This is a genomic window from Pseudomonas oryzihabitans (assembly GCF_007665395.1).
Lineage (GTDB): Bacteria > Pseudomonadota > Gammaproteobacteria > Pseudomonadales > Pseudomonadaceae > Chryseomonas > Chryseomonas psychrotolerans_C.
The window spans coordinates 54,820-77,151 of sequence record NZ_VDND01000001.1 but is presented as its reverse complement, the minus strand read 5'-3'; the positions used below and the strand labels follow the sequence as shown (position 1 = coordinate 77,151).

Annotated in this window: 22 protein-coding genes; 12 read left to right on the top strand and 10 right to left on the bottom strand. The window is 66.8% G+C overall.

What is annotated here, in order from left to right; genetic code table 11:
• Positions 1–12 precede the first annotated feature (12 nt).
• Positions 13–1,683 carry a methyl-accepting chemotaxis protein gene (locus tag FSV73_RS00350; RefSeq protein WP_145002285.1) on the bottom strand — a complete coding sequence of 557 codons (1,671 nt, stop codon included), beginning with the start codon at positions 1,681–1,683 and terminating at the stop codon, positions 13–15.
• 162 nt (positions 1,684–1,845) lie between these two features.
• Here FSV73_RS00350 and FSV73_RS00345 point away from each other — a divergent pair, with 162 nt between their 5' ends.
• Positions 1,846–3,042 carry an MFS transporter gene (locus FSV73_RS00345; protein WP_145002283.1) on the top strand — a complete coding sequence of 399 codons (1,197 nt, stop codon included), beginning with the start codon at positions 1,846–1,848 and terminating at the stop codon, positions 3,040–3,042.
• Positions 3,043–3,046: 4 nt separating this feature from the next.
• Here the strand turns inward: FSV73_RS00345 and FSV73_RS00340 are convergent, their stop codons facing one another.
• A complete protein-coding gene (locus tag FSV73_RS00340) occupies positions 3,047–3,310 on the bottom strand; it encodes a hypothetical protein (protein ID WP_145002281.1) in 264 nt (87 codons plus the stop codon).
• A gap of 50 nt (positions 3,311–3,360) precedes the next feature.
• Positions 3,361–3,810, bottom strand: coding sequence for a MarR family winged helix-turn-helix transcriptional regulator (locus FSV73_RS00335; RefSeq protein WP_145002279.1), 450 nt, complete (start codon positions 3,808–3,810; stop codon positions 3,361–3,363).
• Positions 3,811–3,986: 176 nt separating this feature from the next.
• Between FSV73_RS00335 and FSV73_RS00330 the strand changes: the two genes are divergently transcribed.
• Both FSV73_RS00330 and FSV73_RS00325 read left to right on the top strand, forming a co-directional pair.
• Positions 3,987–5,213 carry an MFS transporter gene (locus FSV73_RS00330; protein WP_145002277.1) on the top strand — a complete coding sequence of 409 codons (1,227 nt, stop codon included), beginning with the start codon at positions 3,987–3,989 and terminating at the stop codon, positions 5,211–5,213.
• Positions 5,214–5,301: 88 nt separating this feature from the next.
• Complete coding sequence (locus tag FSV73_RS00325) at positions 5,302–5,958, top strand: ion channel (protein WP_145002275.1); 657 nt, start codon at positions 5,302–5,304, stop codon at positions 5,956–5,958.
• Here FSV73_RS00325 and solA read toward each other — a convergent pair.
• The gene (solA, locus tag FSV73_RS00320; protein ID WP_145002273.1) at positions 5,955–7,148 is read right to left on the bottom strand and encodes an N-methyl-L-tryptophan oxidase; all 1,194 of its coding nucleotides are present in this window, start codon (positions 7,146–7,148) and stop codon (positions 5,955–5,957) included. The two genes, FSV73_RS00325 and solA, sit on opposite strands and share 4 nt — an antisense overlap.
• Positions 7,149–7,260: 112 nt before the next feature.
• The gene (locus FSV73_RS00315) at positions 7,261–8,259 is read right to left on the bottom strand and encodes a fatty acid desaturase (RefSeq protein ID WP_145002271.1); all 999 of its coding nucleotides are present in this window, start codon (positions 8,257–8,259) and stop codon (positions 7,261–7,263) included.
• A gap of 364 nt (positions 8,260–8,623) precedes the next feature.
• Here FSV73_RS00315 and FSV73_RS00310 point away from each other — a divergent pair, with 364 nt between their 5' ends.
• From FSV73_RS00310 to FSV73_RS25715, 7 genes are all read left to right on the top strand, one after another.
• Entirely contained in the window at positions 8,624–9,535 is a 912-nt protein-coding gene (locus tag FSV73_RS00310) for a TauD/TfdA dioxygenase family protein (RefSeq protein WP_145002269.1), read from the top strand.
• Positions 9,536–9,556: 21 nt separating this feature from the next.
• The gene (locus FSV73_RS00305) at positions 9,557–10,675 is read left to right on the top strand and encodes an ABC transporter substrate-binding protein (protein ID WP_145002267.1); all 1,119 of its coding nucleotides are present in this window, start codon (positions 9,557–9,559) and stop codon (positions 10,673–10,675) included.
• Positions 10,662–11,510 (top strand): ABC transporter permease, encoded by an 849-nt coding sequence (locus FSV73_RS00300; RefSeq protein ID WP_145002265.1) that lies wholly within the window; start codon positions 10,662–10,664, stop codon positions 11,508–11,510. The genes FSV73_RS00305 and FSV73_RS00300 overlap by 14 nt, the downstream gene beginning before the upstream one ends.
• The gene (locus FSV73_RS00295; protein WP_145002263.1) at positions 11,507–12,280 is read left to right on the top strand and encodes an ABC transporter permease; all 774 of its coding nucleotides are present in this window, start codon (positions 11,507–11,509) and stop codon (positions 12,278–12,280) included. Before FSV73_RS00300 ends, FSV73_RS00295 begins: the two co-directional genes overlap by 4 nt.
• A 15-nt stretch (positions 12,281–12,295) precedes the next feature.
• Positions 12,296–13,057, top strand: a complete 762-nt coding sequence (locus FSV73_RS00290; protein ID WP_145002261.1) for an ABC transporter ATP-binding protein — start codon at positions 12,296–12,298, stop codon at positions 13,055–13,057.
• Positions 13,058–13,098: 41 nt separating this feature from the next.
• Entirely contained in the window at positions 13,099–14,322 is a 1,224-nt protein-coding gene (locus FSV73_RS00285) for an acyl-CoA dehydrogenase family protein (RefSeq protein ID WP_145002260.1), read from the top strand.
• 257 nt (positions 14,323–14,579) lie between these two features.
• Entirely contained in the window at positions 14,580–14,714 is a 135-nt protein-coding gene (locus tag FSV73_RS25715; RefSeq protein WP_260856002.1) for a hypothetical protein, read from the top strand.
• 36 nt (positions 14,715–14,750) lie between these two features.
• Here the strand turns inward: FSV73_RS25715 and tauD are convergent, their stop codons facing one another.
• The 5 genes from tauD to FSV73_RS00260 form a co-directional block, all read right to left on the bottom strand.
• Positions 14,751–15,602 carry a taurine dioxygenase gene (tauD, locus tag FSV73_RS00280; protein ID WP_145002258.1) on the bottom strand — a complete coding sequence of 284 codons (852 nt, stop codon included), beginning with the start codon at positions 15,600–15,602 and terminating at the stop codon, positions 14,751–14,753.
• A gap of 11 nt (positions 15,603–15,613) precedes the next feature.
• Positions 15,614–16,429: a taurine ABC transporter permease TauC gene (gene tauC, locus FSV73_RS00275; protein ID WP_145002256.1), complete on the bottom strand. Its 816-nt coding sequence runs from the start codon at positions 16,427–16,429 to the stop codon at positions 15,614–15,616.
• A complete protein-coding gene (locus FSV73_RS00270; protein WP_145002254.1) occupies positions 16,419–17,207 on the bottom strand; it encodes a taurine ABC transporter ATP-binding protein in 789 nt (262 codons plus the stop codon). The genes tauC and FSV73_RS00270 overlap by 11 nt, the downstream gene beginning before the upstream one ends.
• 72 nt (positions 17,208–17,279) lie before the next feature.
• A complete protein-coding gene (tauA, locus tag FSV73_RS00265) occupies positions 17,280–18,335 on the bottom strand; it encodes a taurine ABC transporter substrate-binding protein (RefSeq protein ID WP_437179248.1) in 1,056 nt (351 codons plus the stop codon).
• A gap of 143 nt (positions 18,336–18,478) precedes the next feature.
• A complete protein-coding gene (locus FSV73_RS00260; protein ID WP_145002249.1) occupies positions 18,479–18,850 on the bottom strand; it encodes a response regulator in 372 nt (123 codons plus the stop codon).
• Between the two features lie 335 nt (positions 18,851–19,185).
• On the opposite strand from FSV73_RS00260, the gene FSV73_RS00255 reads away from it, so the two are divergent.
• Both FSV73_RS00255 and glgA read left to right on the top strand, forming a co-directional pair.
• Positions 19,186–20,307, top strand: a complete 1,122-nt coding sequence (locus tag FSV73_RS00255) for a mechanosensitive ion channel family protein (protein WP_145002247.1) — start codon at positions 19,186–19,188, stop codon at positions 20,305–20,307.
• Between the two features lie 347 nt (positions 20,308–20,654).
• The gene (glgA, locus tag FSV73_RS00250) at positions 20,655–22,238 is read left to right on the top strand and encodes a glycogen synthase GlgA (RefSeq protein WP_260856001.1); all 1,584 of its coding nucleotides are present in this window, start codon (positions 20,655–20,657) and stop codon (positions 22,236–22,238) included.
• Positions 22,239–22,332 lie beyond the last annotated feature (94 nt).

Here is a 22,332-nt window from a genome sequence, read left to right as displayed (position 1 = left end):
GGCCCGGTCGCGCTAGACCTCGAAGCGTTGCAGGGCGCCATGCAGGTCCGCGGCCAGGCGGGAGAGTTGCTGGCTGCTGGCGCTGGTCTGCTGCGCGCCCGCGGCGGTCTGGGTGGCGGCGTCGCGGATCAGCGTGAGATTGCGGTCGACCGCGGCGGTGGTGGCGGTCTGCTCTTCGGTGGCGGCGGCGATGGCATCGTTGCGCTGGCCGATGGCGGTGATGGCCTGGGTGATGCCCTCCAGCACCTGCCAGGTCGCCTGCGCCTGGTCACGGGTATGGCTGGCCTGCAGGCGACTCTGGTCGAGCGCCGCCACGGTCTTCTCGCTGACCTGCTGCACCCCGTCGATCAGCCCTTCGATCTCCCGGGTGGAATCGCCGGTCCGCCGGGCCAGGCCGCGTACCTCGTCCGCTACCACGGCGAAGCCACGCCCCGCATCCCCCGCGCGGGCTGCCTCGATGGCGGCGTTGAGCGCCAACAGGTTGGTCTGCTCGGCCACGGTACGGATCACGTCGAGCATCTTGCTGATGCCCTTGGACTGCGCGGCCAGGTGGTCCGCCTGGGTGGCGGCCTCGTCGACGTTGCCGACCAGCTGGGTGATGGCGACCAGCGTCTGCTGGACCTGCGCCTGGCCCTGCTTGGCCTGGTCGACGCAGCGGCGCGACTCGGCGGAGGTGGACGTCGCGTGCTCGCATACCGCCTGCACCGCCTGGTTGAGCTGGGTCACCGCGGTGGCCGCCTGCTGGATGTCGGCCGTCTGGCGTTCCAGGTTGCGGCAGCTGTCATCCATCACCGCGCTCATCTGGGTCGAGGCCGAGGCCAGTTGCTCGGACGCATTGCCGGTATGGGCCAACACCTCGCGCAGGTTGCCCTGCATGCGCTCGAGGGCCAGCAGCAGCATGGCCGCTTCGTCGCGACCCCGGGCCTGGATCGCCTTCCGCAGGTCGCCCGCGGCGATGCCGGTGGAAATGTCCAGCGCCTGGCGCAGGGGCTGCACCACGCTGCGGGTCAGTCGCCAGGCCAGCAGCAGCAACAGCACGATGGCGCCGCCGATGGCCGACCAGACGATGGCCCGGGCCTGGGCGAACTGGGTTTCCGCCCGCGCCTTGGCCTGGGCCGCGCCCTGCTTGTTCAGTTCACGTAGCAACTGGACCTGCATGTCCATCAGGTCACCCTGCAGGGTCACCACGGTATCCAGCTGCACCCGCGCCGCCGCGAGCTGTTGCTGCTCGATCAGCTGCACTTCCTGGCGCAGTCCGGCGACGAAGGGCTGGTAGGCACCGTGCAGCGCCTTGACCGAATCGCCTTCGGTGGCCTCGGCGATCACCGGTTCGTAGTCGCGGAACAGTTGATCGGTCTCGTTGACCAGCTGTTCCAGGGTGATCCGGCTCATGGCCACGGCGCCCGGATCCTCGGCGTTGAGCAGGACCACCGACGCCTGATTGCGCAACTTGCCGAGGTTGATCGCCAAGGCGTCGGCGATGGCCATGCTCGGCAGGGAATGCTGCTCCATGATCAGCGCCTGGCGCCGCAGCTGTTGCATCTCCCAGAGGGAAAAGAGGCCGAGTCCGGCCAGCAGCACCGCGGCGAAGGTAAAGGCGCAGAGCATCCGTGGGCCGGTCTTGAGCGATCTAAGCCAGGAACGATCCAGGGAACGGCGTAACGGAGCGAGGAAACGGAGCATGGAGACGTCACTACAGGAAGACGGTCGAGCGGACGAGACTAGGCAGGTAAAATGTCGGCTTGATGACAAAAGGCCAGCGCCAGAAAAAGACCTGGCCATTGCAGTGAGGGTCGCCAGGGGCTAACGTCCGCAGCCTTCACTGAGCCGTCGACCTCCACCACCATGGCCTCCGCTCCACCCAAGGCATCCCCGTTCCAGATCCTGCTGCTCGGCATCGGCCAGATTCTCGTCTGGGGCGGCTCCTTCTTCATTCTCGCCGTACTCGCCGACCCTGTGGTGCAGGAGACCGGTTGGTCCCGCCAGTGGGTCTATGGCGGACTTTCCCTCGGCGTGCTGGTGTCCGGGCTGCTCGCGCCGGCATGCGGGCGGCTGATCGCCCGCCAGGGCGGCCGTACCCTGTTGTCCCTCAGCGGTCTGGGTGTGGCGGCGGGGCTGACCTTGATGGCCAGTGCCCAGCACCTGCCGTTGTTCCTGCTGGCCTGGGTGATCATGGGGATCGGCATGGCCGCCGGGCTCTACGATGCCCTGTTCGCGACCTTGGGTACCTGCTACGGCACCCAGGCCCGTTCGGCGATCACCGGCATCACCCTGGTGTCGGGCTTCTGCACCGCCATCACCTGGCCGATTGCCGCGCTGCTGGTCAACCACCTCGGCTGGCGCGGTGCCTGCCTGGCCTATGCCGCGGTCCTGCTGCTGACGATCTGGCCGCTGTACCGCCACGCCTTGCCCGCGCCGGCCCTCGCTACCCAGACGCCGCGTCCGGTCCAGCCAGCGCCCACGGTCCCGGTCAATCGCACGCTCTATGGGGTGCTGTGCGCCCTCTTCACCCTGGGCGCCGTGCTGATGACGGCGATCTCCATCCAGCTGATCACCCTGCTGCAAAGCCTGGGCTACGGACTGGCGACGGCAGTCGCCCTGAGTGCCTGCCTGGGTCCCAGCCAGGTGGGTTCGCGGCTCATCGACCTGGTCAATCGCAATGGCCATCCGCTCTGGACGGCACTGGCCTCGGTGGTCTGCACGGCGGCCGGGCTGCTGCTGGTGACGCTGGGGCCCAGTGTCGTCTGGGTCACGGTGGTGGGCCTGGTGGTCTTCGGCGCGGGCAACGGCCTGCGGGCGATCATTCGCGGCACCCTGCCGTTGGCGCTCTGGAGTCCGACGGAGTACGCGGCGATCCTCGGCCGCATGGCGCGGCCCGCGCTGCTGGGCCAGGCCGCCACGCCGCTGCTGTGCGGCTATGTGCTGGAGCACCAGGGTCCCCAGGCGGTGCTGGGATTGCTCTGCCTACTGGCCCTGGTCAACGTGGCGCTGGTCGCCTGGCTGTTCAGGGCACTCTTCGGCGGTGGTGCCGCGCGGTCCTGAGCCGCTAGTCGCAGGCGACGGCCATGGGCACCAGGCGCAGTTCGATGCCGGTCCGGCGCAAGGTGAGGATATCGCCCTGGCGCCGCCCGACCTCGTCACCGAGGGTACTGCATAGCGTCTCGTCCAGCAGTCGCGCGTAGGTGCGCGGATCTTCACCCTTGCAGCTGTCGGCGATGTGCAATTCACCCTGCAGCAACTTGCCGGCGGTGCGACCGCTATCGAGATCCACGAGCAGGTAATCCTGGTCGGGTTGGTAGGTGAAGGTCATACGTATTCCCCGGCGGCTGTAGCCATGGGAACCGCCTGGCCGGCGATGGTTCAGGAACTCGCGCCTTCCTCGTCCAGGCGGCTGCGCAGCATCACCAGGGTTTCCCGCAGGTCGTCCAGTCCGGCATCGCCCAGGGCGCAGACCTCGCGGACGCGGCTGTTGACGCCATTGGCCTGTTCGCGCAGGGCGCGGCCGGCCGGGGTGAGTTCGATGGACAGGTTGCGCTCGTCCTCCGCACTGCGCCGACGCGTGACCAGGCCGCCCGCCTCGAGTCGCTTGACCACCGGGGTCAGGGCGCCCGAGTCCTGCCGCAGGCGGTTGGACAATTCCTTTAGGGTGAGGCCATCGTGCTCCCAGAGCACCAGCATGATCAGGTACTGCGGAAAGGTCAGGCCCATGCTTTCCAGTAACGGCTTGTACAGCTGCGTCATGGCGAGCGACGCCGAATACAGGGAAAAGCACAGTTGCTGGTCGAGGAGCAGTGGATCTTTGGCTGTCATGGGGTCTGCCATTGCGAGAGGCGTTAACAAGGTCATCGGTGCCATCGATCCCCCGCCGGCCTAGGGTCGGGGTGATGAGCTGGATTGCCGGAAACATCCGGTAACTGGCACTGGATTCCGATGACACAGGATGCCACAGTGAGCGGCTGGACATAAATAATAAGGGTAATAGCTACATGGCCGTTTCCTCTGCCTCTCCCGTCACCCCGGGGGAGACACCCCTCCCCGCTGCCGCCTCGCCACTGGTGGCCGGAGTCCTCGCCTCCTGCGCCCTCGCCCACCTGATCAACGATCTGATCCAGTCGGTCCTGCCTTCCATCTATCCGCTACTCAAGGATAGCTATGGTCTGACCTTTACCCAGATCGGCCTCATCACCCTGGCCTTCCAGATCACCGCGTCGCTGCTCCAGCCCTGGATCGGCTTCCACACCGACCGCCATCCTAAACCCTATCTGCTGCCCGCCGGCATGGTCTGCACCCTGTTCGGCGTCCTGCTGCTGGCCTTCGTCGGCAGCTTCCCGGCGATCCTCGCTGCCTCGGCTTTGATCGGCGTCGGCTCCTCGACCTTCCATCCCGAGACTTCGAGGGTCGCGCGCCTGGCGTCGGGAGGCCGCTTCGGCCTGGCCCAGTCGACCTTCCAGGTGGGTGGCAACGCCGGTACCGCCATCGGCCCGCTGCTGGCCGCCGCCCTCGTCATTCCCTACGGCCAGACCCACGTCGCCTGGTTCGCGCTGTTCGCGCTGTTCGCCATCGCCGTGCAATACGGGCTGTCCCGCTGGTATCGCCAGCACCTGCGCAGCGCCAAAGGGCGCAAGCCCGCCATGGTGAGCCATGGACTGTCGCCGCGGCGCGTGACCTTCGCCCTGATCGTGCTCGCGCTGCTGGTGTTCTCCAAGTACATCTACATGGCCAGCCTCACCAGCTATTTCACCTTCTACCTGATCGAGCGCTTCGGCCTGTCGGTGGCCAGCTCCCAGCTGCACCTGTTCCTCTTCCTCGGCGCCGTCGCCGCCGGCACCTTCCTGGGCGGCCCCATCGGCGATCGCATCGGCCGCAAGGCGGTCATCTGGTTCTCGATCCTCGGCGCGGCGCCCTTCACCCTGGCCCTGCCCTACGTCGACCTGTTCTGGACCAGCGTGCTCAGCGTCATCATCGGCTTCGTGCTGGCGTCGGCCTTCTCGGCCATCGTGGTCTACGCCCAGGAGCTGGTACCGGGCAACGTCGGCATGATCGCGGGTGTCTTCTTCGGCCTGATGTTCGGCGTCAGCGCCATCGCCGCCGCCGGCCTGGGCAATCTCGCCGACCATCATGGCATCCAGTACGTCTACCAACTCTGTTCCTACATGCCCCTGCTGGGCGTACTGACCGTGCTATTGCCCTCCACCCGCCGCAAGGGCGCCTGAGACCGCCGCCACGGGGTGCCAAGGCGCCCGTGGCGCAGCCTCCCACCAACCGCTACGCTTGCCGCCCCAGAACCCGCCCCGAGCCCCGATGAAGACCCCGCTGCATTACCTGGTCCGCTACCCGTCCGCCAACCTGCTGTTCATCCAGCTGCTCGGCCTGCTGCTCTACCCCTTCGTCGAACAGGAAGAGCATGGCCGCGCCATCATCGGCGCCTTCGGCATCATCGTGCTGGCCACGGCGCTGCGCATGGTACGGCGCAGCCCGACCATCCAGTGGCTGGGCTTCATTCTCGCCGGCTGCATCCTGGTGCTCACGGTGCTGGTGGAATGGCACGGCGACCCGCACCTGGTGGTCTCCCTCGCCGTGCTCGAGGCGATCTTCTACTTCTATGCCGCCGGCAGCCTGATCGCCTACATGATGGAAGACCAGCGCGCGACCACCGACGAACTCTTCGCGGTGGGCGCGACCTTCACCCTGCTGGCCTGGGCCTTCGCCCACGCCTATTCGGCCTGCCAGATCCTGCAGCCGAACAGCTTCACCGCCGCCAACGATCCCCTGGCTGCCCGTACCTGGACGGAGCTGCTCTACGTCAGCTTCGCGATCCTCTCCGGCGTCGGCCTCAGCGACATCTATCCGATCAAGCCCATGGCCCGCTCGTTGGTCATGCTCGGCCAGTTCTCCGGGGTGATGTACATCGCGCTGGTGGTGACCCGCCTGGTCACCCTGACGGTGCGCAGCCGCTAGCCGAACCGCGCCAGGGCGAAGCTGCTCAGGTCGATGTCGCTGCGCCCGGTCGTCACCTGCTGGGCCAGCGCCTCGCCCAGTGCCGCCGAATGCTTGAAGCCATGCCCCGAACAGGCACTGACCACGGTCACGCCTGGCAGCCTCGGGTGGGTATCGACGATGAAGCCGAAATCCGGCGTGACTGTATAGGCACAGACCGCGCTGCGCACCACCCGCGGCGAGAGGCCCGCGACCCACCTGCCTACTTGTTGACTAAACAGCTGGCTCGATTCTTCAGGATGGAGTGATCGGTCAATTTCTATAGGGGTGGTATTATCCAGATACTGCTCGGTAGCGACTTTCACCGCGCCCTCCCCGGGCAGCGGCGGGAAACCGTAGAAGAGGTCACTGTCACCACGGCCGTGAGCCAGGATGAAGCTGGGCGAATCGGCCGGAAACAGCTCGGGCTGGGTCTGCTCGAACCAGTGCAGCGTCTGGCGACAGACGCGCAACAGCCCGGTGAAGGGCGCCCCCAGCAGCTCGGCACTCCACATGCCGGCGGCGACGATCACCCGCTCGGCACGCCAGCTGTCCTGGGCCGAATGCAGGCGCACGCCCTGCCCGGCCTGTTCCAGACGCTCGATGCAGGTGCCGGTGATGATCTGGGCACCATGCGCCTGGGCGGCTTCCAGCTGGGCCTGGATGCAGGCTTCCGGATAGAGGTAGCCGCCCCCGGGTTCGAAATAGCCAAGGGCGTCGTCCCCCACGCGAAACTGCGGGAAGCGCTGGCGAAGGGTGGCACCGTCCCATTCCTCATGGGGGATGCCGTACTGGCGCGCCAGCTCCAGGGTGGTCTGGGTGAAATCCGCGCGGCCGTGATGGGAGGTGGCGGTCGCGGTTGCGTTCATGATCAGCACGCCGCTTTGCTCGAACAGCCTGACGCCCTGCTCGGCTTCCAGCTCCCGCCAGAGCTGCTGGGAGCGGATCGCCAGGGGCACGTAGGCCGCACCCTCGCCCACTGCCTGGCGAGTGATGCGCGTGGCGCCGTGACTGGAGCCCAGCTCATGGGGCGGCTTATATCGGTCGATTCCCGCGACCTTGACGCCGCGCTTGGCCAATTGATGGAGCGTCGCCGCGCCCATGGCGCCCAGCCCCAGAACGATCACCTCGAAGGTCGATTCCGGCACCTTTCTCTCCTCACCGTTGCCCATGGAGCGGGCACTCTAGCAGAGGCACGGAACCGGCCAGCTACTCTCGGCTTCGCGTTATTAGCTCGGCTAGGCAGGAGGTCGAGTGTCGGGCGAAACCCATATAGGGGTGGTATTACCATGGCAGGCTGTAGGCGCAGGGCCGGTCGATCTTCGCCAGTGGCCGGACGGGAGCGCCGGCTTCCGGATGCAGGGGCGCATCCACCGCCTGCCAGGCGAAACGCCGGCCCAGCTCGCGATAGCCCGTGAAGACGAAATGCCCGCTGCGCACCCGATAGGCATGGCGCCTGGCCCGATAGACGCGGGGAATGAGGTACCAGGGCAAGCCCGGCAGGTCGTGGTGAACCAGGTGCAGGGTGTTGTTGAGGAACAGCCAGCGCAACGGCCCGCCGCTTTCGTTGAGCACGCAGCGCTGCGCGGGATCCCGCGCAGGCCGATGCTCGTAGAAGGACCTGACCAGCGCCAGCGCCAGGGCGGGCCAGGCGACGCCCAGCACATAGACCGGCCAGGGCAGGCCCGCAAAATGCTGGATGGCCAGCAGCAGCCCGGCGACCAGACCGAGGTGAAGGCACCAGAGGCGCCCTACGCCCTGCTCGCCGCGCCGCCAGCGGCGAAACTCATGGCTGAGCATGGCCTGCAGGGCCAGCACCGGCCCCAGCAGCACCCGGCCGATCAGGGTCTTGTCCAGCCAGAGCACCCCACGCCCGGCAGGCCCCCTCCTCTCCCAGAGCTCGCCATCGACGTAGCGGCTTTCGGGATCGAGGGCCGGGTCGGTCAGTGTCTCGCGGCGATGGTGAGCCAGGTGGCTGTCGCGATAGAGCGGAAAGGGAAACCAGAGGCCCAGCGGCGGATAGGCGAGGACCGCATTGACCCGCGACGACCCGGTGGGATGGCCATGGATCAGCTCGTGTTGCAGCGACTGGTGGAGTACCACGACCAGCGCCAGCGGTGGCAGCGCCCAATAGCCGAGCACCGGCCAGGCGGCAACCAGGCCCAGCCAGCTCCCATAGACGCCGGCTACCAGCGCCCAGGTCGGCCATTCGCTGCGGGCCGCGAAGGTTCGCGATAGCAATTTCACCTGGCGGCGCTGCCGCGGATCCAGATAGACAGTCACAACCTTGCCCTGACGTTCATCGACATGGCGCGACACTAGGGAAATAAGCGAAGACCGCCAAATACTATTCGGGCATTACCTCATAGCCAGGCGAAAAACCTACTGTTGTTTCGGATACGCAACTGTTTGGCAGCGGGCAGTTGCCGTCTGGAATGTTCGAGATAGAGCGACATCCCATTAAAAAATGTTGCTAATCAACAGCTTAAAAATAGTCTTCGATCAGTCGAACATTACCGGTGTTGCCCAGCAAACACTTCGCCAATGGCTGTCACACAAGCATATGCTTAGTCGCATTGAAGATTAGAAACTTCGCAAAACACACTTCTACACTCCAGCGACTTCTCATCCCGCCCGGAGTGTAGCCATGTCTCTCGTTATCGAACCCCTCACCGGTCGTATCGGCGCGCAGATTTCCGGCGTGAAGCTGTCCGCCGACCTCGACGACGCGACCTTCGCCGCCTTGCATCGGGCACTGCTCGACTACAAGGTCGTGTTCCTGCGTGATCAACATCTGAACGACGACGAGCACGAGGCCTTTTCCCGCCGCTTCGGCGAGCAGGTGCCCCACCCCACCGTGCGCTCGGCCGAGCGCAGCGCGGCCATCCTCAATCTGGATTCACGGCACAGCCGGGCCAACTCCTGGCACACCGATGTGACCTTCGTGGTGGACTACCCGAAGATTTCCATCCTGCGCGGCGTGGTGATCCCGAGCCAGGGCGGCGACACCGTCTGGGCCAATACCGCGGCGGCCTACGCCGATCTGCCCGATCCCCTGAAGGCGCTGGCCGACGGCCTGCGAGCGCTGCACACCAATCTCTACGACTACGCCCCATCGCGCCATGCCGAGGCCAATGGCCTGCGTCGCTATCGCGAGGAATTCACCGCCGAGGTGTACGAGACCGAGCATCCGCTGGTCCGGGTCCATCCGGAAACCGGCGAGCGGGCGCTGGTGCTGGGCCATTTCGTCAAGCAGATCCAGGGCGTCAGTGGCAACGACTCCCGGCAGCTGTTGCGGCTCTTCCAGGACCGGGTCACGGCCCTGGAGAACACCGTGCGCTGGCGCTGGCAGACCGGCGACGTGGTGCTCTGGGACAACCGCGCCACCCAGCACATCGCCGTCGACGACTATGGCAGCGCCGAACGGGTCGTCCGCCGCACCACCATCGCCGGCGAGGTGCCCTTCGGCGTCGACGGCCGCCCCAGCCAGGCCATCAAGCCCACCGCCGAGGCCCGCTCGCCGCGTACCGAAGCCGACAAGAAACACCTGGCCGCCTGACGGCCACGCAAGGAGCCAGACATGGGGAGCTTTCGTACCTGGGGCAGCCGCTTCGTCGCGGCCGTCACCCTGATCGGCACCACCGGTGCCGCCCACGCCGAAGTGCTGCGCATCGGCATCGCCCAGGCCGGGGGTGGCGATCCGCTGACCTTCGGCGGCACCCCGCTCGGGGTGGTCCGTAATCAACAATTGCTGGAAAAGGCGTTCGCCGGCTCTGACACGGAAGTGCAGTGGTTCTTCTTCAAGGGTGCCGGGCCGGCGGTCAATGAAGCCTTGTCGAACCGGCAGATCGACTTCGCCTATCAGGGCGACCTGCCCCAGGTCGTCGCCCGCGCCAACGGCCTCGATACCAAGCTGCTGGCGACCCTGGGGACACGCTCCAACGTCTATGTGGCGGTACCCAAAGGCTCGCCGATCAAGACCATCGCGGACCTGAAGGACAAGCAGGTCGCCATCTTCCGCGGTACCAATGGCCACCTGGTCGCCATCAACGTGCTGGCCGAACAGGGCCTGACCGAGCGTGATCTCAAGGTCATCAACCTGGATACCGGCAGCGCCCAGGCGGCCCTGGCCGCCAAGGGCGTGGACGCCGCCTTCGGCGGTCTGGAGCTGTTCAAGCTGCGCGACCAGGGGCTGGTGGACATCATCTACAGCACCCAGGGCCAGGATCCGCGGCTGACCCGCCAGGTGGCCCTGACGGTACGCGGTGAATACGAACGCGAGCACCCGGCGCAGACGCAGAAAGTGGTGGACGTCCTGGTCCAGGCCGCTCGCTGGGCCTCCGAGGAAAGCAATCGCCAGGCACTGCTGGAGGAATGGGCGAAGTCCGGTGCTCCCCTCAGTTCCTGGCAGGCGGAATACGAAGGGCAGTCGCTGAAGGACCGCAACTCGCCACTGGTCGATACCTTCATCCGCGGTCGCTACCAGGCCGTCGCCGAACAGGCCAAGACGGAGAAGCTGATCCGGCGTCCGGTACAGCTCGACGGCTGGTTCGATACCCGCTACCTCGAGCAGGCCTTGCAGCGGCAGAACCTGCAGCAGTTCTGGATCGCCTATGGCGCCGATGGCCGCACCCCGGGCCCCGTGGCGAGCAGCGGTGGCGTCGCGCCGACGGAGGTCGCCCAGCATGAGTCGCGCTAACGCCCTGCCCTTGCCCGTCACGCCCACCGTCGCCGCCTCCTCATTGCCAGCTTCCCGTACGGCTGCGCGCTCGCGCTGGCGGGAAGCAGCGCTGCCCTGGTTGCTGCCGCTGGCGCTGCTGGGCGTCTGGCAGCTCGGCGTGGTGCAGGGCTGGGTGTCACCCCAGGTCCTGCCGCCCCTGGCCTATGTCTATGACACCCTGGTCGAACTCGGCCACAGCGGCGATCTCTGGCTGAATGCCAGTGCCAGCCTGCAGCGGGTGCTGGTGGGTTTTCTGCTCGGCGCCGGCCTGGGTCTGCTACTCGGCGCGGCGATGGGCCTTTCGCCGCGCCTCAAGGGCCTGCTGCTGCCTACCTTCAACGCCCTGGTGCAGATCCCGGTACTGGGCTGGCTGCCCTTCGCGCTGCTGCTCTTCGGGATCGGCGAGCCACTCAAGTACGTGCTCATCGCCAAGGCCGCCCTGGTCCCCGTGACCCTGGCCACCGTACAGCTCTTCCAGGAGGCGCCGCAGCGCCTGGTGGAGGTCGCGCGGGTCAACGGCTTTTCGCAGCGCCAGATCGTCACCAACGTCATCCTGCCCGCCGGGATACCGGCGCTGTTCACCGGTCTGCGGCTGGGTTTCACCAAGGCCTGGCTGTCGCTGGTGGTAGTGGAGCTGGTGGCGTCCAGCGAGGGCCTCGGCTACCTCATCGTCTACGGCCGGCAGCTGTTCCAGCTTGACCTGGTGATGGCGGCAGTGGTGATCGTCGGCGCCGTCGGCTACGCCATCGACCGCCTGTTCGACACCTTCGAACGCCGCCTGCAGCGCGGCTGGCCAACTGGGGGCAACCGATGACCACCGTTGCCGCACCGACGTGGAGCAGCGCCACCCGGGGTGCCTGGGTGCCCGTTCTCGCACTGGCTGGCTGGGGGCTGTGGGCCGCGCTGGACGAGACGCCTTCGCCGCTGCTGGTCAGCCCGGCGCAGGTAGCGGCAACCGCCTGGGACCTGCTGGCCTCCGGGCAACTCTGGCGCATGCTGGCTGCCAGCCTGGCACGCAACCTCAGCGGCTTCGCCATCGGCACGCTGGGCGGCCTGGTCCTGGGGTATCTGCTCAGTCAGTCGCGGCTGTTCGAGCGCCTGGTCGGGCCGAGCTTCAACACCTTCAAGCAGGTATCGCTGTTCGCCTGGATCCCTCTGATCTCGGTCTGGTTCGGTCTGGGTGACGTGGCCAAGGTGGTCTTCCTCTCGCTCGCCGCCCTGGTGCCGGTCACCGTCCATACCTGCGACGGCCTGCGCGGGGTGCCACCCAGCCTGCTGGAGGTCGCCCGCGTCTATGGCTACAGCCGGCGGCAGACGCTGTGGGAGGTGATGGTGCCCGCCGCCCTGCCCACGCTGTTCACCGGCGTCTATCTCGCCTTGATCTATTCCTGGCTCGCCACCATCGGCGCCGAGTACCTGCTGGTGTCCGGTGAGGGCATCGGCAATGCCCTGATCGACGGCAGCGAGCATTTCCGCATGGATCTGGTGCTGGTCGGCATGCTGGTGATCGGCCTGGTCGGCGGATTGCTCAACCTCTTCACCCGCCGCCTCGAACGGCGCCTGCTGCGGCGCTACGGCCGCTAGTCGCAAGGAGACGTCATGACCCTCGCCATCGACCACGTCAGCAAGGCCTTCGTCGATCCCAGCCGTCCCGCCAGCACCTTCCAGGTCCTGCAGGACATCCGCCTGGACGTCGCTCCCGGCGAATTCATCAGCATCGTCGGCGCCAGTGGCTGTGGCAAGTCCACCCTATTGCGGCTGATCCTCGGCCTCGACGGCGACTATCAGGGCAGCATCCGGCTCGACGGCCAGGCCATCATCGGTACCGGTCTCGAACGCGGCATTGTCTTCCAGGATCACCGCTTGTTTCCCTGGCTCACCGTGGAGCAGAACGTGGCGGTGGGTTTGAAGAATGCCCCGCTCAGCGCAGCGGAAAAGGCCGAGCGGGTCTGGGACCACCTCGTCCTGGTCGGCCTGGAAAGCTTCGCCGCCGCTTATCCGCACCAGCTTTCCGGTGGCATGGCGCAACGCGTCGCCATCGCCCGGGGCCTGGTGAATCGCCCCCGGGTGCTGTTGCTGGACGAGCCCCTCGGCGCCCTGGACGCCCTCACCCGCACCCGCCTGCAGCACGAGTTACAACGGATCTGGCAGCGCGAAGGCACCACCATGCTGCTGGTCACCCACGATGTGGACGAGGCGGTCTTCCTCGGCGACCGGGTGGTCGTGATGGAACCCCATCCGGGGCGCATCCGCCGCATCGTCGAGGTCGACCTGCCGCGCCCCCGGCGCCGCAGCGACGCGGCCTTCATCGCCTTGCGCGATGACGTCCTCGCCGACTTCATCGATCCCATCCTGCTTTGAACCCCAAGCAACCCTGAACCACCAGAAGGAATTCCTTGCGCATGACCGTCATAACCTCAGGCTGGGGCGCCGGCCCATCCACTCGCCACGCCGACCTTTCGGCGCGGTTCCAGCCACTGTTCCAGCGCATTCGCGCCGGCGCCATCGAGCGCGAGGTACAGCGCCGCCTGCCCGTGGAAGAATTGGGCTGGCTCAAGGCAGCCGGCTTCACCGCCCTGCGCCTGCCGGTAGAGCACGGTGGTGCCGGGGTGACGCTGCCGGAATTGTTCGCCTTGCTCATCGAGCTGGGCGAAGCCGATTCGAATCTGGTGCAGGCGCTGCGCGGCCACATGGGCTTCGTCGAGGGACTGCTCAACAGTGACGACGAGGCACGCCGCGCGCTGTGGTTCGGCCGGATCGCCGCGGGTGAGACCCTGGGGCCGGCGTCCAGCGAAGTCGGGGATGCCCGGCGCGCCGAGTTCAGCACCCGCCTGCGCCGGGAAGGCGAGGCCCTGCTGCTGTCCGGCACCAAGTTCTACACCACCGGCTCCCTCTATGCGGACTGGATCGACGTGGGCGCCACCGACGACGCCGGCAACCGGGTCATGGCCACGGTCCGCCGCGATGCGCCCGGGGTGGAGGTGGTGGACGACTGGAACGGTTTCGGCCAGACCCTCACCGCCAGCGGCACCGCCACCTTCACCAACGTGCGGGTGGCGCCGGCGGACGTGGTCGCGGTGGGCGAGCGCTTCCGCTATTCACCGGGGTTCTTCCAGGTGTTCCACCTGGCCAACCTCGCCGGCCTGGGGCGCGCCATGAGCGGCGAAGTCGCGGCGGCGGTGGCCGCCCGCACCCGCACCTTCACCATCGGCAATGCCGACCGGGTGAGCCAGGATCCCCAGGTCCTGGCGGTGGTGGGCCAGGTACGCAGCGCCGCCTACTGCGCCGGCGTCATCACCCTCAAGAACGCCGAGGCACTGCAGCGGGTATACGACCTCAGGTACGCGGACGACCAGGCCGCCGAGGACACCGCCGTGGCGCTCGCCGAGTTGGAGGTCTGCCAGTCGCTGAATGTGGTCACCGACCTCATCATCGACGCCTCCGGTCGCCTGTTCGATGCCCTGGGGGCCTCGGCGACCCTGAAAACCCAAGGGCTGGACCGCTTCTGGCGCAACGCCCGCACCCTCGCCTCCCACAACCCACGCATCTACAAGGATCGTATCGTCGGCGACTTCGCGGTCAACGGCACCCCGCCGCCACCGCAGTGGAAGATCGGGGTGGCGTGAAGGACGCGGGAACTCCTCCAGGTAGGTTGGGCTGAGCACAGCGAAGCCCAACACCGCCAAGCCCCGCCAGTGGGGCCGCCCAGAGCGTCGACGGCCCTGCCCGCTAGATCCAACCTCGCCGGCCTCCCCCTGTCCGAGCCACAGGTTCGCGCATTCGCCTGGAAAAGCCGGAGACCGGGCGACGGCCCGGGCAACGCCGCTATCCCCCTCCCCCGGCGATGCTTTAAGCTCCTGGGCTTTCTCCAGGGAGAGGTGGCATGGACAAGTCACGCAGCAATCGGCAGGTCATGTGGAAGGCGATCAAGGATCCGCGCTTCATTCCGGTCGTCGTCGCGGTGGTATGCATCGTGCTCTTCTTCGTCCTCGGCCTGATGGACGTCCTGGGCGACTGACCGGGTTGGTAGTCTTTCGCAAGCGCATCCCGCGCCTCAGGTGGCCGCGCCCGGTCCCCGGGGCCGATCGCCGAGGATGGTCGCCCGGTGCATCACGCGGCGCTGGGGACGGTAGTCGTCACAGGCGTAGTGCTGGGTGATGCGGTTGTCCCAGAAGGCCAGGTCGCCCGCCTGCCAGTGCCAGCGCACCTGGAATTCCGGCCGCGCCGCGTGGGCGAACAGCAGCTGCAGCAGGGCATCGCTCTCGGCCTCTTCCAGCTCGACGATCCGCGTGGTGAAGCCCGCGCTGACGAAGAGTCCCTTCTGCCCGGTCTCCGGGTGCACCCTGACGACCGGATGGACTACCGGCGGATTGGCCGCCCGCGCCGCATTGAAACGCGCCAGCCCTTCCGCGGTCTGGCCGAAGCGCTCCAGCGGAAAGGACTTGCTCAGGTCGTGCCAGGCGGTCAGCCCGTCCAGCAGCTCGCGCAGCGGGGCCGACAAGGCGGCATAGGCCGCCGAGTTGCTCGCCCACAGGGTGTCGCCGCCATAGGCGGGTACCTGGCGCGCGCTCAGCAACGACCCCAGCGGCGGGGTCTGGATGAAGGTGACATCGGTGTGCCAGAGGGCGTTGTCCCTGAGGTCGTTCAGCTCGGTGTCCAGCACCAGGATTTCCGGCTGCTCCGGGTGCTTGGGATAGATCGGATGGATGTGCAGGTCGCCGAACCGCGCCGCGGCGTCGCGCTGCTGGCGCGGCGTCAGTAGCTGGTCACGGAAGAACAACACCTGGTGCTCCAGCAGCCCCTGCTGCAGGACGGCATGACGGGCGGTGTCCAGCGGCTCGCGCAGGTCCAGGCCATGGACGCGGGCGCCCAGGGCGGGGCTCAGGCGCTCGAAGGTAATGGTCATCCTGGCTCTCCTCAGTTCCAGCCGGCATAGCGCCGCTGCAGCGCGCGCAGGCCGAGTTCGATGGACAGGGCGATGCTGGCGATCAGCAGGATGCCCACCACCACCACGTCGGTGGCCATGAACTGGGCCGCCGATTGCACCATGAAGCCGAGGCCGCGGTTGGCGGCGATCAACTCGGCCGCTACCAGCGTCGACCAGCCCACGCCCAGGGCGATGCGCAGGCCGGTGAGGATGTCGGGCAAGGCGCTGGGCAGGATGACGTGGCGCACCACCTGCACCCGCGTAGCGCCCAGGCAGCGCACCGCCTGGATTCGCGCCCGATCGACGCGGCGCACCCCGCCCACGGTGGCGATCAGCAGGGGCGCGAACAGCGCCAGGTAGATCAGCAGCACCTTGGACAGCTCACCGATGCCGAACCAGATCACCATCAACGGCAGATAGGCCAGCGGTGGGATCGGCCGGTAGAACTCCACCAGCGGATCCAGGGCGGCATTCAGCGTCGGGTTGAGGCCCATGGCGATGCCCAGGGGCACCGCCGTGAGCACCGCCGCCAGCAGCGCGGCGAGCACCCGCAGCAGGCTGGTGCCGAGATGCTGCCAGAGGCTGGCGTCCAGGTAGCCATCGCTGAGCAGGCCCTGCAGCGCGACCAGCAACTGCTCGGGAGATGGCAGGAACAGGGTGTCCACCCAACCGAGGTGGGTCGCGCTCCACCAGAGCGTCGCCACGCCGGCGAGGGTGCCGAAGGCGGCGACGCGGCGGCGATCCAGCCGCGGTACCCGGCTGTCACCGGGCGCTCGGTTCGGCGTGGAGAGGGTTTCAGCGGACATGATCGGGGGTCTCCTGGAGGAAGAGATCGAGCAGCTCCTGGCGCAACTCGGCGAAACGGGGATCGGCCTTGATCTCCCGGACCGGCTCACCGGCCAGATAGCGACGCGCGAAGGGCACGTCGAGGCGACGGACGATGCGTGCGGGCGGACCATCCAGCACCAGCAGGTCGGTTGCCAGGAACAGGGCTTCATCGACGCTGTGGGTGATGAGGAACAGCCCCTTGCCGGTACGCTTCCACACCTCGAGCAGCAGCACTTGCATGCGCTCGCGGGTCAGGGCGTCCAGGGCGCCAAAGGGTTCGTCCAGCAGCAGGAAATCCGGATCCACCGCCAGGGCGCGGGCCAGCCCCAGGCGCTGGCGCTGGCCACCGGACAGTTCCCCGATGGCATGCTCACCGTGCTGGGCCAGACCGACCAGCTCCAGCATCTCCTGTGCCCTGCGCTCGCGCTCGCGGCGCGGCAGGCCCCGCAGGCGCAGGCCGAGGGCGACGTTGTCCCGGGCGTTGAGCCAGGGCATCAGGGCATCATCCTGGAACACCACGCCACGCTCACCGCCGGGTCCCTCCAGGGTGCGGCCGTCGAGGTGCACCCGGCCGCCGTCGAGCGGCTGGAAACCCGCCAGGACATTGAGCAGGCTGGACTTGCCGCAGCCGGAAGGGCCGAGCACCACCACCGCGGCGCCCTTCTCCACCGCCAGATCGAGATCCTGCAGTATCGGCTGGGTCCGGCCGCGACGGACGAAGCCCAGACGGGCCTGTTCCAAGCTAAGTCGACTCATGAGCGGCTCCTGTCGGGAGGGGAAAAAAAGCCCCTCCGAAGAGGGGCGAGTCGTGGCGTGAAGAACGCGGGTTCACTGGGCCTTGCGGACGTACTCGGCGCTCACGTAGGGCGAGTAGTCATCGAGCACCGTGGGAATACGTTTCTGTTCCTTGAGGAATTCGGCCGTGCGGGCGATGGCCTTGGCGGTACCACCGCCGAGCAGGTCCGGGCCGAGCTGGGCCTGGGCAGCCGGGTAACGCGAGCCGGCCAGCAGCTCGGGAATGTCGGCGGCATCCGCACCGGTGAGGCGGGCGATTTTCTTCGCCTGGTCCGACGTGGGGCCCCACTCCTTGCCATGGGCCTGGTAGTCGGCGAAGGCCGCCAGGGTGACCTTGGCGAACTGGCTGACGATCTCGGGATGCTTCTCGGCGAAATCCTTGCGGGCGACCCAGACTTCGAAGGTCGGCGCGCCCCAGGTACCCACCTGGGCGGCATCGGCCAGCACCTTGCCGTTCTTCTTGATCTCGCCCAGCGCCGGCGACCAGACGAAGGCGCCGTCGATATCGCCGCGCCGCCAGGCGGCCGCGATCTCGGTGGGATTGAGGTTGACGATCTTGACGGTGGTCGGATCCACGCCCCAGTGCTTGAGCGCCCCGAGCAGGCTGTAGTGGGAGGTGGAGACGAAGGGCGTGGCGATGGTCTTGCCCACCAGTTGCGCGGGCTGGTCGATGCCACTGCCGTTGCGCACCACCAGGGCTTCGGCGGAATCGATCTGCGCCGAGACGATGAAGGTCACCAGCGGCAACTTGCGCGAGGTGGCGGCGGCCAGCGGACTGGAGCCGAGATTGCCGATCTGGACGTCACCCGACGCCAACGCCGCCACCACCTCGGGACCGCTGTTGAAACGGCGCCAGTCGAGCTTCTGGCCGATGGCCTTTTCGTACAGGCCATCGGCCTGGGCGACCTTGGAGGGATCGACCCCGGTCTGGTAGCCGATCACCAGCTCCTCGGCGGTTGCCTGTCCAGCGAGCGCGGCGACGCCTATCGCCAGCACCAGAGTCTTGATCAGGGATTTCACGCTTGGCCTCCTTGTCGATGAACGCCCGGTAGCGAGCGCTCGGCGCCGGTTGGCGCCTGCTGGAGGCAAAGCTAAACGATCTAAAGATCGGTGAATAAATAACGAAATGGAATCAGCTTAGGCGCGGCGTTCAGCCGGCTCCCGGCCTTGACCGGCGATTGGCTACCGCGGCGGACCCGCCAGGGTGACCCGCCGGATGGCGCCGATAGCGCTCAGCCTTTGCGCTGATTGAGGAAGCGGAAGCAGCCTGCCAGCAGGTCGTCGAACCGCCAGGGCTTGGGCAGGTAGTGGATGTCCGGCGCCCGCTCCGGTTGCAGCTCTTCGAAATAACCCGACGAGACGATGATCGGCAGGCCGGGCAGTTGCTGCTTCACCCGCCGCGCCAGTTCCAGGCCATCGATGGCACCGGGCATGCGGACGTCGGTGATCAGCAGATCCGGCATCGGACGGGCGCTCGCCAGGTATTCCCAGGCTTGGTCCGCGGTACCGAAGGTATGCACCTGGAAGCCTTCACCTTCGAGCACCTCTTCCATCAGCCCGAGCAACATGTTCTCGTCTTCGACGACCACTACCACTGGTTTCATAAATCCGTCTCGATCTCCGCAGGTCCGCCATCTGACTGGACGTATCTCGTTGGGGCGCGAATTCTACCCCTATTCTCACGCGCCCTGCGCAGTTTCCTCTGAGCTTAGACGCGCAATGCGACACCTTGTCCCACCCGGCGACCAGCAGGCACGGGGCGACGTCGAATACCCCTTTTCTCTAGGGGTGGTATTAATCCTGGCGCAGCTTTCCGCTCGATGCGGGGAACCGGGCAGGAGCCGTCCAGTCGGAATTCAGGTATCTCGAAGGGCTTCCCGCGATTCAGGCGCGTCAGCTCTCAGGATCAGGGGAAGCCGTCTGCCGAAGGAGAAAGCGCATGACGGCCATCGATTGGACGGGTTGGCTCGACGCCCCCTGGATTGCCACGCTGATCGCCGCCGCGGTCGCCTTGTTGATCACTGCGATCGCCGTGACCCTGGCCTTCGCCGCCATCCGCCGCCTGGCCAATCCCTTCCTGCTGGCGCGCAACCTGGTGAAGTACGTGGAAAAGCCGGCGCGGCTCGCCGTGCCGCTGGTGGTGTTGCAAGGTGTCTGGAATTCCGCACCCGATGCCCTGCCACTGTTGCGTGCGGTACAGCACCTCACCGGTCTGCTGAGCATCGCCGCCTTCACCTGGCTGGGGCTGCGCGCGGTCAAGGCAGTGGGCGCCACCATCGCCCTGCGCAATCCGGTGGACGTGGCGGACAACCTGCGGGCCCGGCGCATCCAGACGCAGAATCGGGTGCTGGTACGCAGCCTCAGCTTCGTGGTGCTGCTGGTCGGTATCGCGCTGATGCTGATGACCTTCCCGGCGGTTCGCCAGGTCGGCGCCAGCCTGCTGGCCTCGGCCGGGGTTGCCGGCCTGGTCGCCGGTATCGCCGCGCGCCCGGTGCTGGGCAACCTCATCGCCGGCCTGCAGATCGCCGTGACCCAACCGATCCGCCTGGATGACGTGGTCATTGTCGAGGGGGAATGGGGCCGGGTCGAAGAGATCACCGGCACCTACGTAATGGTGCGCATCTGGGACGACCGCCGCCTGGTGGTGCCCCTGCAGTATTTCATCGAGACGCCCTTCCAGAACTGGACGCGCTCCTCCTCCAGCCTGATCGGCTCGGTGTTCATCTGGGTGGACTACTCCCTGCCGCTGGCCCCGCTGCGCACCGAATTGGAACGCGCCTGCGCCGAGGTGCCCCATTTATGGGATGGCCGCGTATGCGTGCTCCAGGTGACCGACGCCTCCAGCGAATCCATCCAGGTTCGGGTGCTGGTCAGCTCCGATGACTCCTCGAAGAACTGGGACCTGCGCTGCTTCGTGCGGGAACGTCTGATCACCTATATCAACCGCGAATTTCCCCTCTGCCTGCCCAAGCTGCGGACCGAACTGGGGCGTCGCGAAGACCTGCCAAAAATACATTCCGACGAAAGGCAAGAGCCGGTCGCCCGGCAGCCAGAAGTTTGATTCTGCGGCCATTTTCTTCGATCTGGTAGCCATCAAGCGATTCATCACCGACTTATTCCTTAGCGCACCAGGAGTGAGCGGTAGCGATCAGGCACGCATCTGGCAATAGGACATAAGCGCGCAACCTTCACGCGGGAAACTTGTGACGTCGTCCAAGAGTCAGTGCGAGAGCAATCTGGAAATCCGCGAAGCAGTTCTCGCCCATCTCCAGACATCTCAGAAGAGGTGACCGGCAAAAAGGCTGTAGCAGCTCGGCTGTAGGCATTTTTGAACCAGGAGCATCGAGCTTCAGGAAAGAAGCAACTAGGTAACCCTCAGTCTCGAACTTGCTGCATTGGGAGCGCACCATGGCAAATGCCGTCGTGGGGAAATTTGGGGCCTTGGAGCCCGTTGAAACTGCCATTCGCACCACCAGATCCAGCTCTCCTCGCAAGCGTACCGACGAGCCCCAGCTGACGCTGAGCTCGGTTGTCGAAAGCCGTAAGCGTATTCTCTTCGTGACGCCGGAAATCTCCGACTTCGTCAAGGCCGGTGGCCTGGGCGAGGTGTCCGGCGCCCTGCCCCGCGCCCTCGCCGCCTCCCACGACGTCCGGGTGTTGATCCCCGGCTACCGCCAGGTCATGGCCGCGATCAAGGATCGCGTGCAGATGGTCGGTCGCATCGCCGCGCGCGCCGCGATGCCGGCCTGCGACATCGGCCGGGTCAATCTGGAAGACGGCCTGGTCGTCTACGTCCTGATCTGCCCGGAACTCTATGAGCGGCCGGGCAACCCCTACGGCGACCTGAACAATGCCGACTGGGCCGACAACCACATCCGCTTCGGCCGTCTGGCCAGTGCCGCGGCCGACTTCGCCCTGGGCGACGCCTCCATCCGCTGGGTGCCGGACCTGCTGCACCTCAACGACTGGCAGACCGGTCTCGCCGCGGGCTATCTGCGCTGGAAGGGTTCCAGCACGCCCTGCCTGACCACCATTCACAACCTGGCCTACCAGGGCTTGTTCCCGGCCTCGGTGCTGGCCGAGCTGGACATCCCCGAGCATGCCTTCCAGATGGAAGGGCTGGAGTTCTGGGGCAAGGTGTCCTTCCTCAAGGCCGGCCTGGTCTACGCCGACCACATCACCACCGTCAGCCATACCTATGCCCAGGAAATCACCACGCCGGAATTCGGCTATGGGCTGGAAGGGCTGCTGCAGGTCAAGGCGCGCCAGGGCAAGCTCACCGGGCTGCTCAATGGCATCGATGACAACTGGAGCGCCTGCAGCGATCCGCACCTGACCCAGAGCTTCGCGGAAGAGGACTGGGACGGCAAGGCGGTCAACGCGGCCCACATCCGCGAGGAATTCGGCCTCGAGCCGTCCAACGGCCCGCTGTTCGCGGTGGTGTCCCGTCTGGTGCAGCAAAAGGGCATCGACCTGACCATCGAGGCCGCCGACCACATTGTCGCCCGTGGCGGTCAGCTGATGATCATCGGTTGCGGCGAGCCGCACATCGAGCGGCAGGTACGCGCGCTGGCGCTGCGTCATCCCGGTCGCGTTAGTGCCCACATCGGCTTCTGCGAGACCGAAGCGCGGCGCATGTACGCCGGTAGCGACTTCCTGCTGATGCCGTCGCGTTTCGAGCCGTGCGGCCTGAGCCAGATGTATGCCCAGCGCTTCGCCTCCCTGCCGATCGCCACCCGCACGGGCGGCCTGGCCGACAGCATCGAAGATGGCACCACCGGCTTCCTGTTCAGCCCATTGTCGCTGGACAACTACCTCAGCGCCATCGACCGTGCCCTGGGGGTTTTCGAGCGCCAGGACCTGCTCAACGCCATGCGTCGCCGGGCCATGCAGGGTCCCTTCTTCTGGTCCGCCTGCGCCAAGCCCTATGCCGAGCTGTACCTCGATCTGCTCCAGGCCACCGCTCAGCAGGAGCGGCACGTCGGCGCCTGACGCCAGACGTGGCTAACAAGCGCTTTTCCCTCGCCAAAAGACCGACGAAAAGCGCTTGTCCCGCTCAACTTTGAGCAACTCTCACCGGTCATAA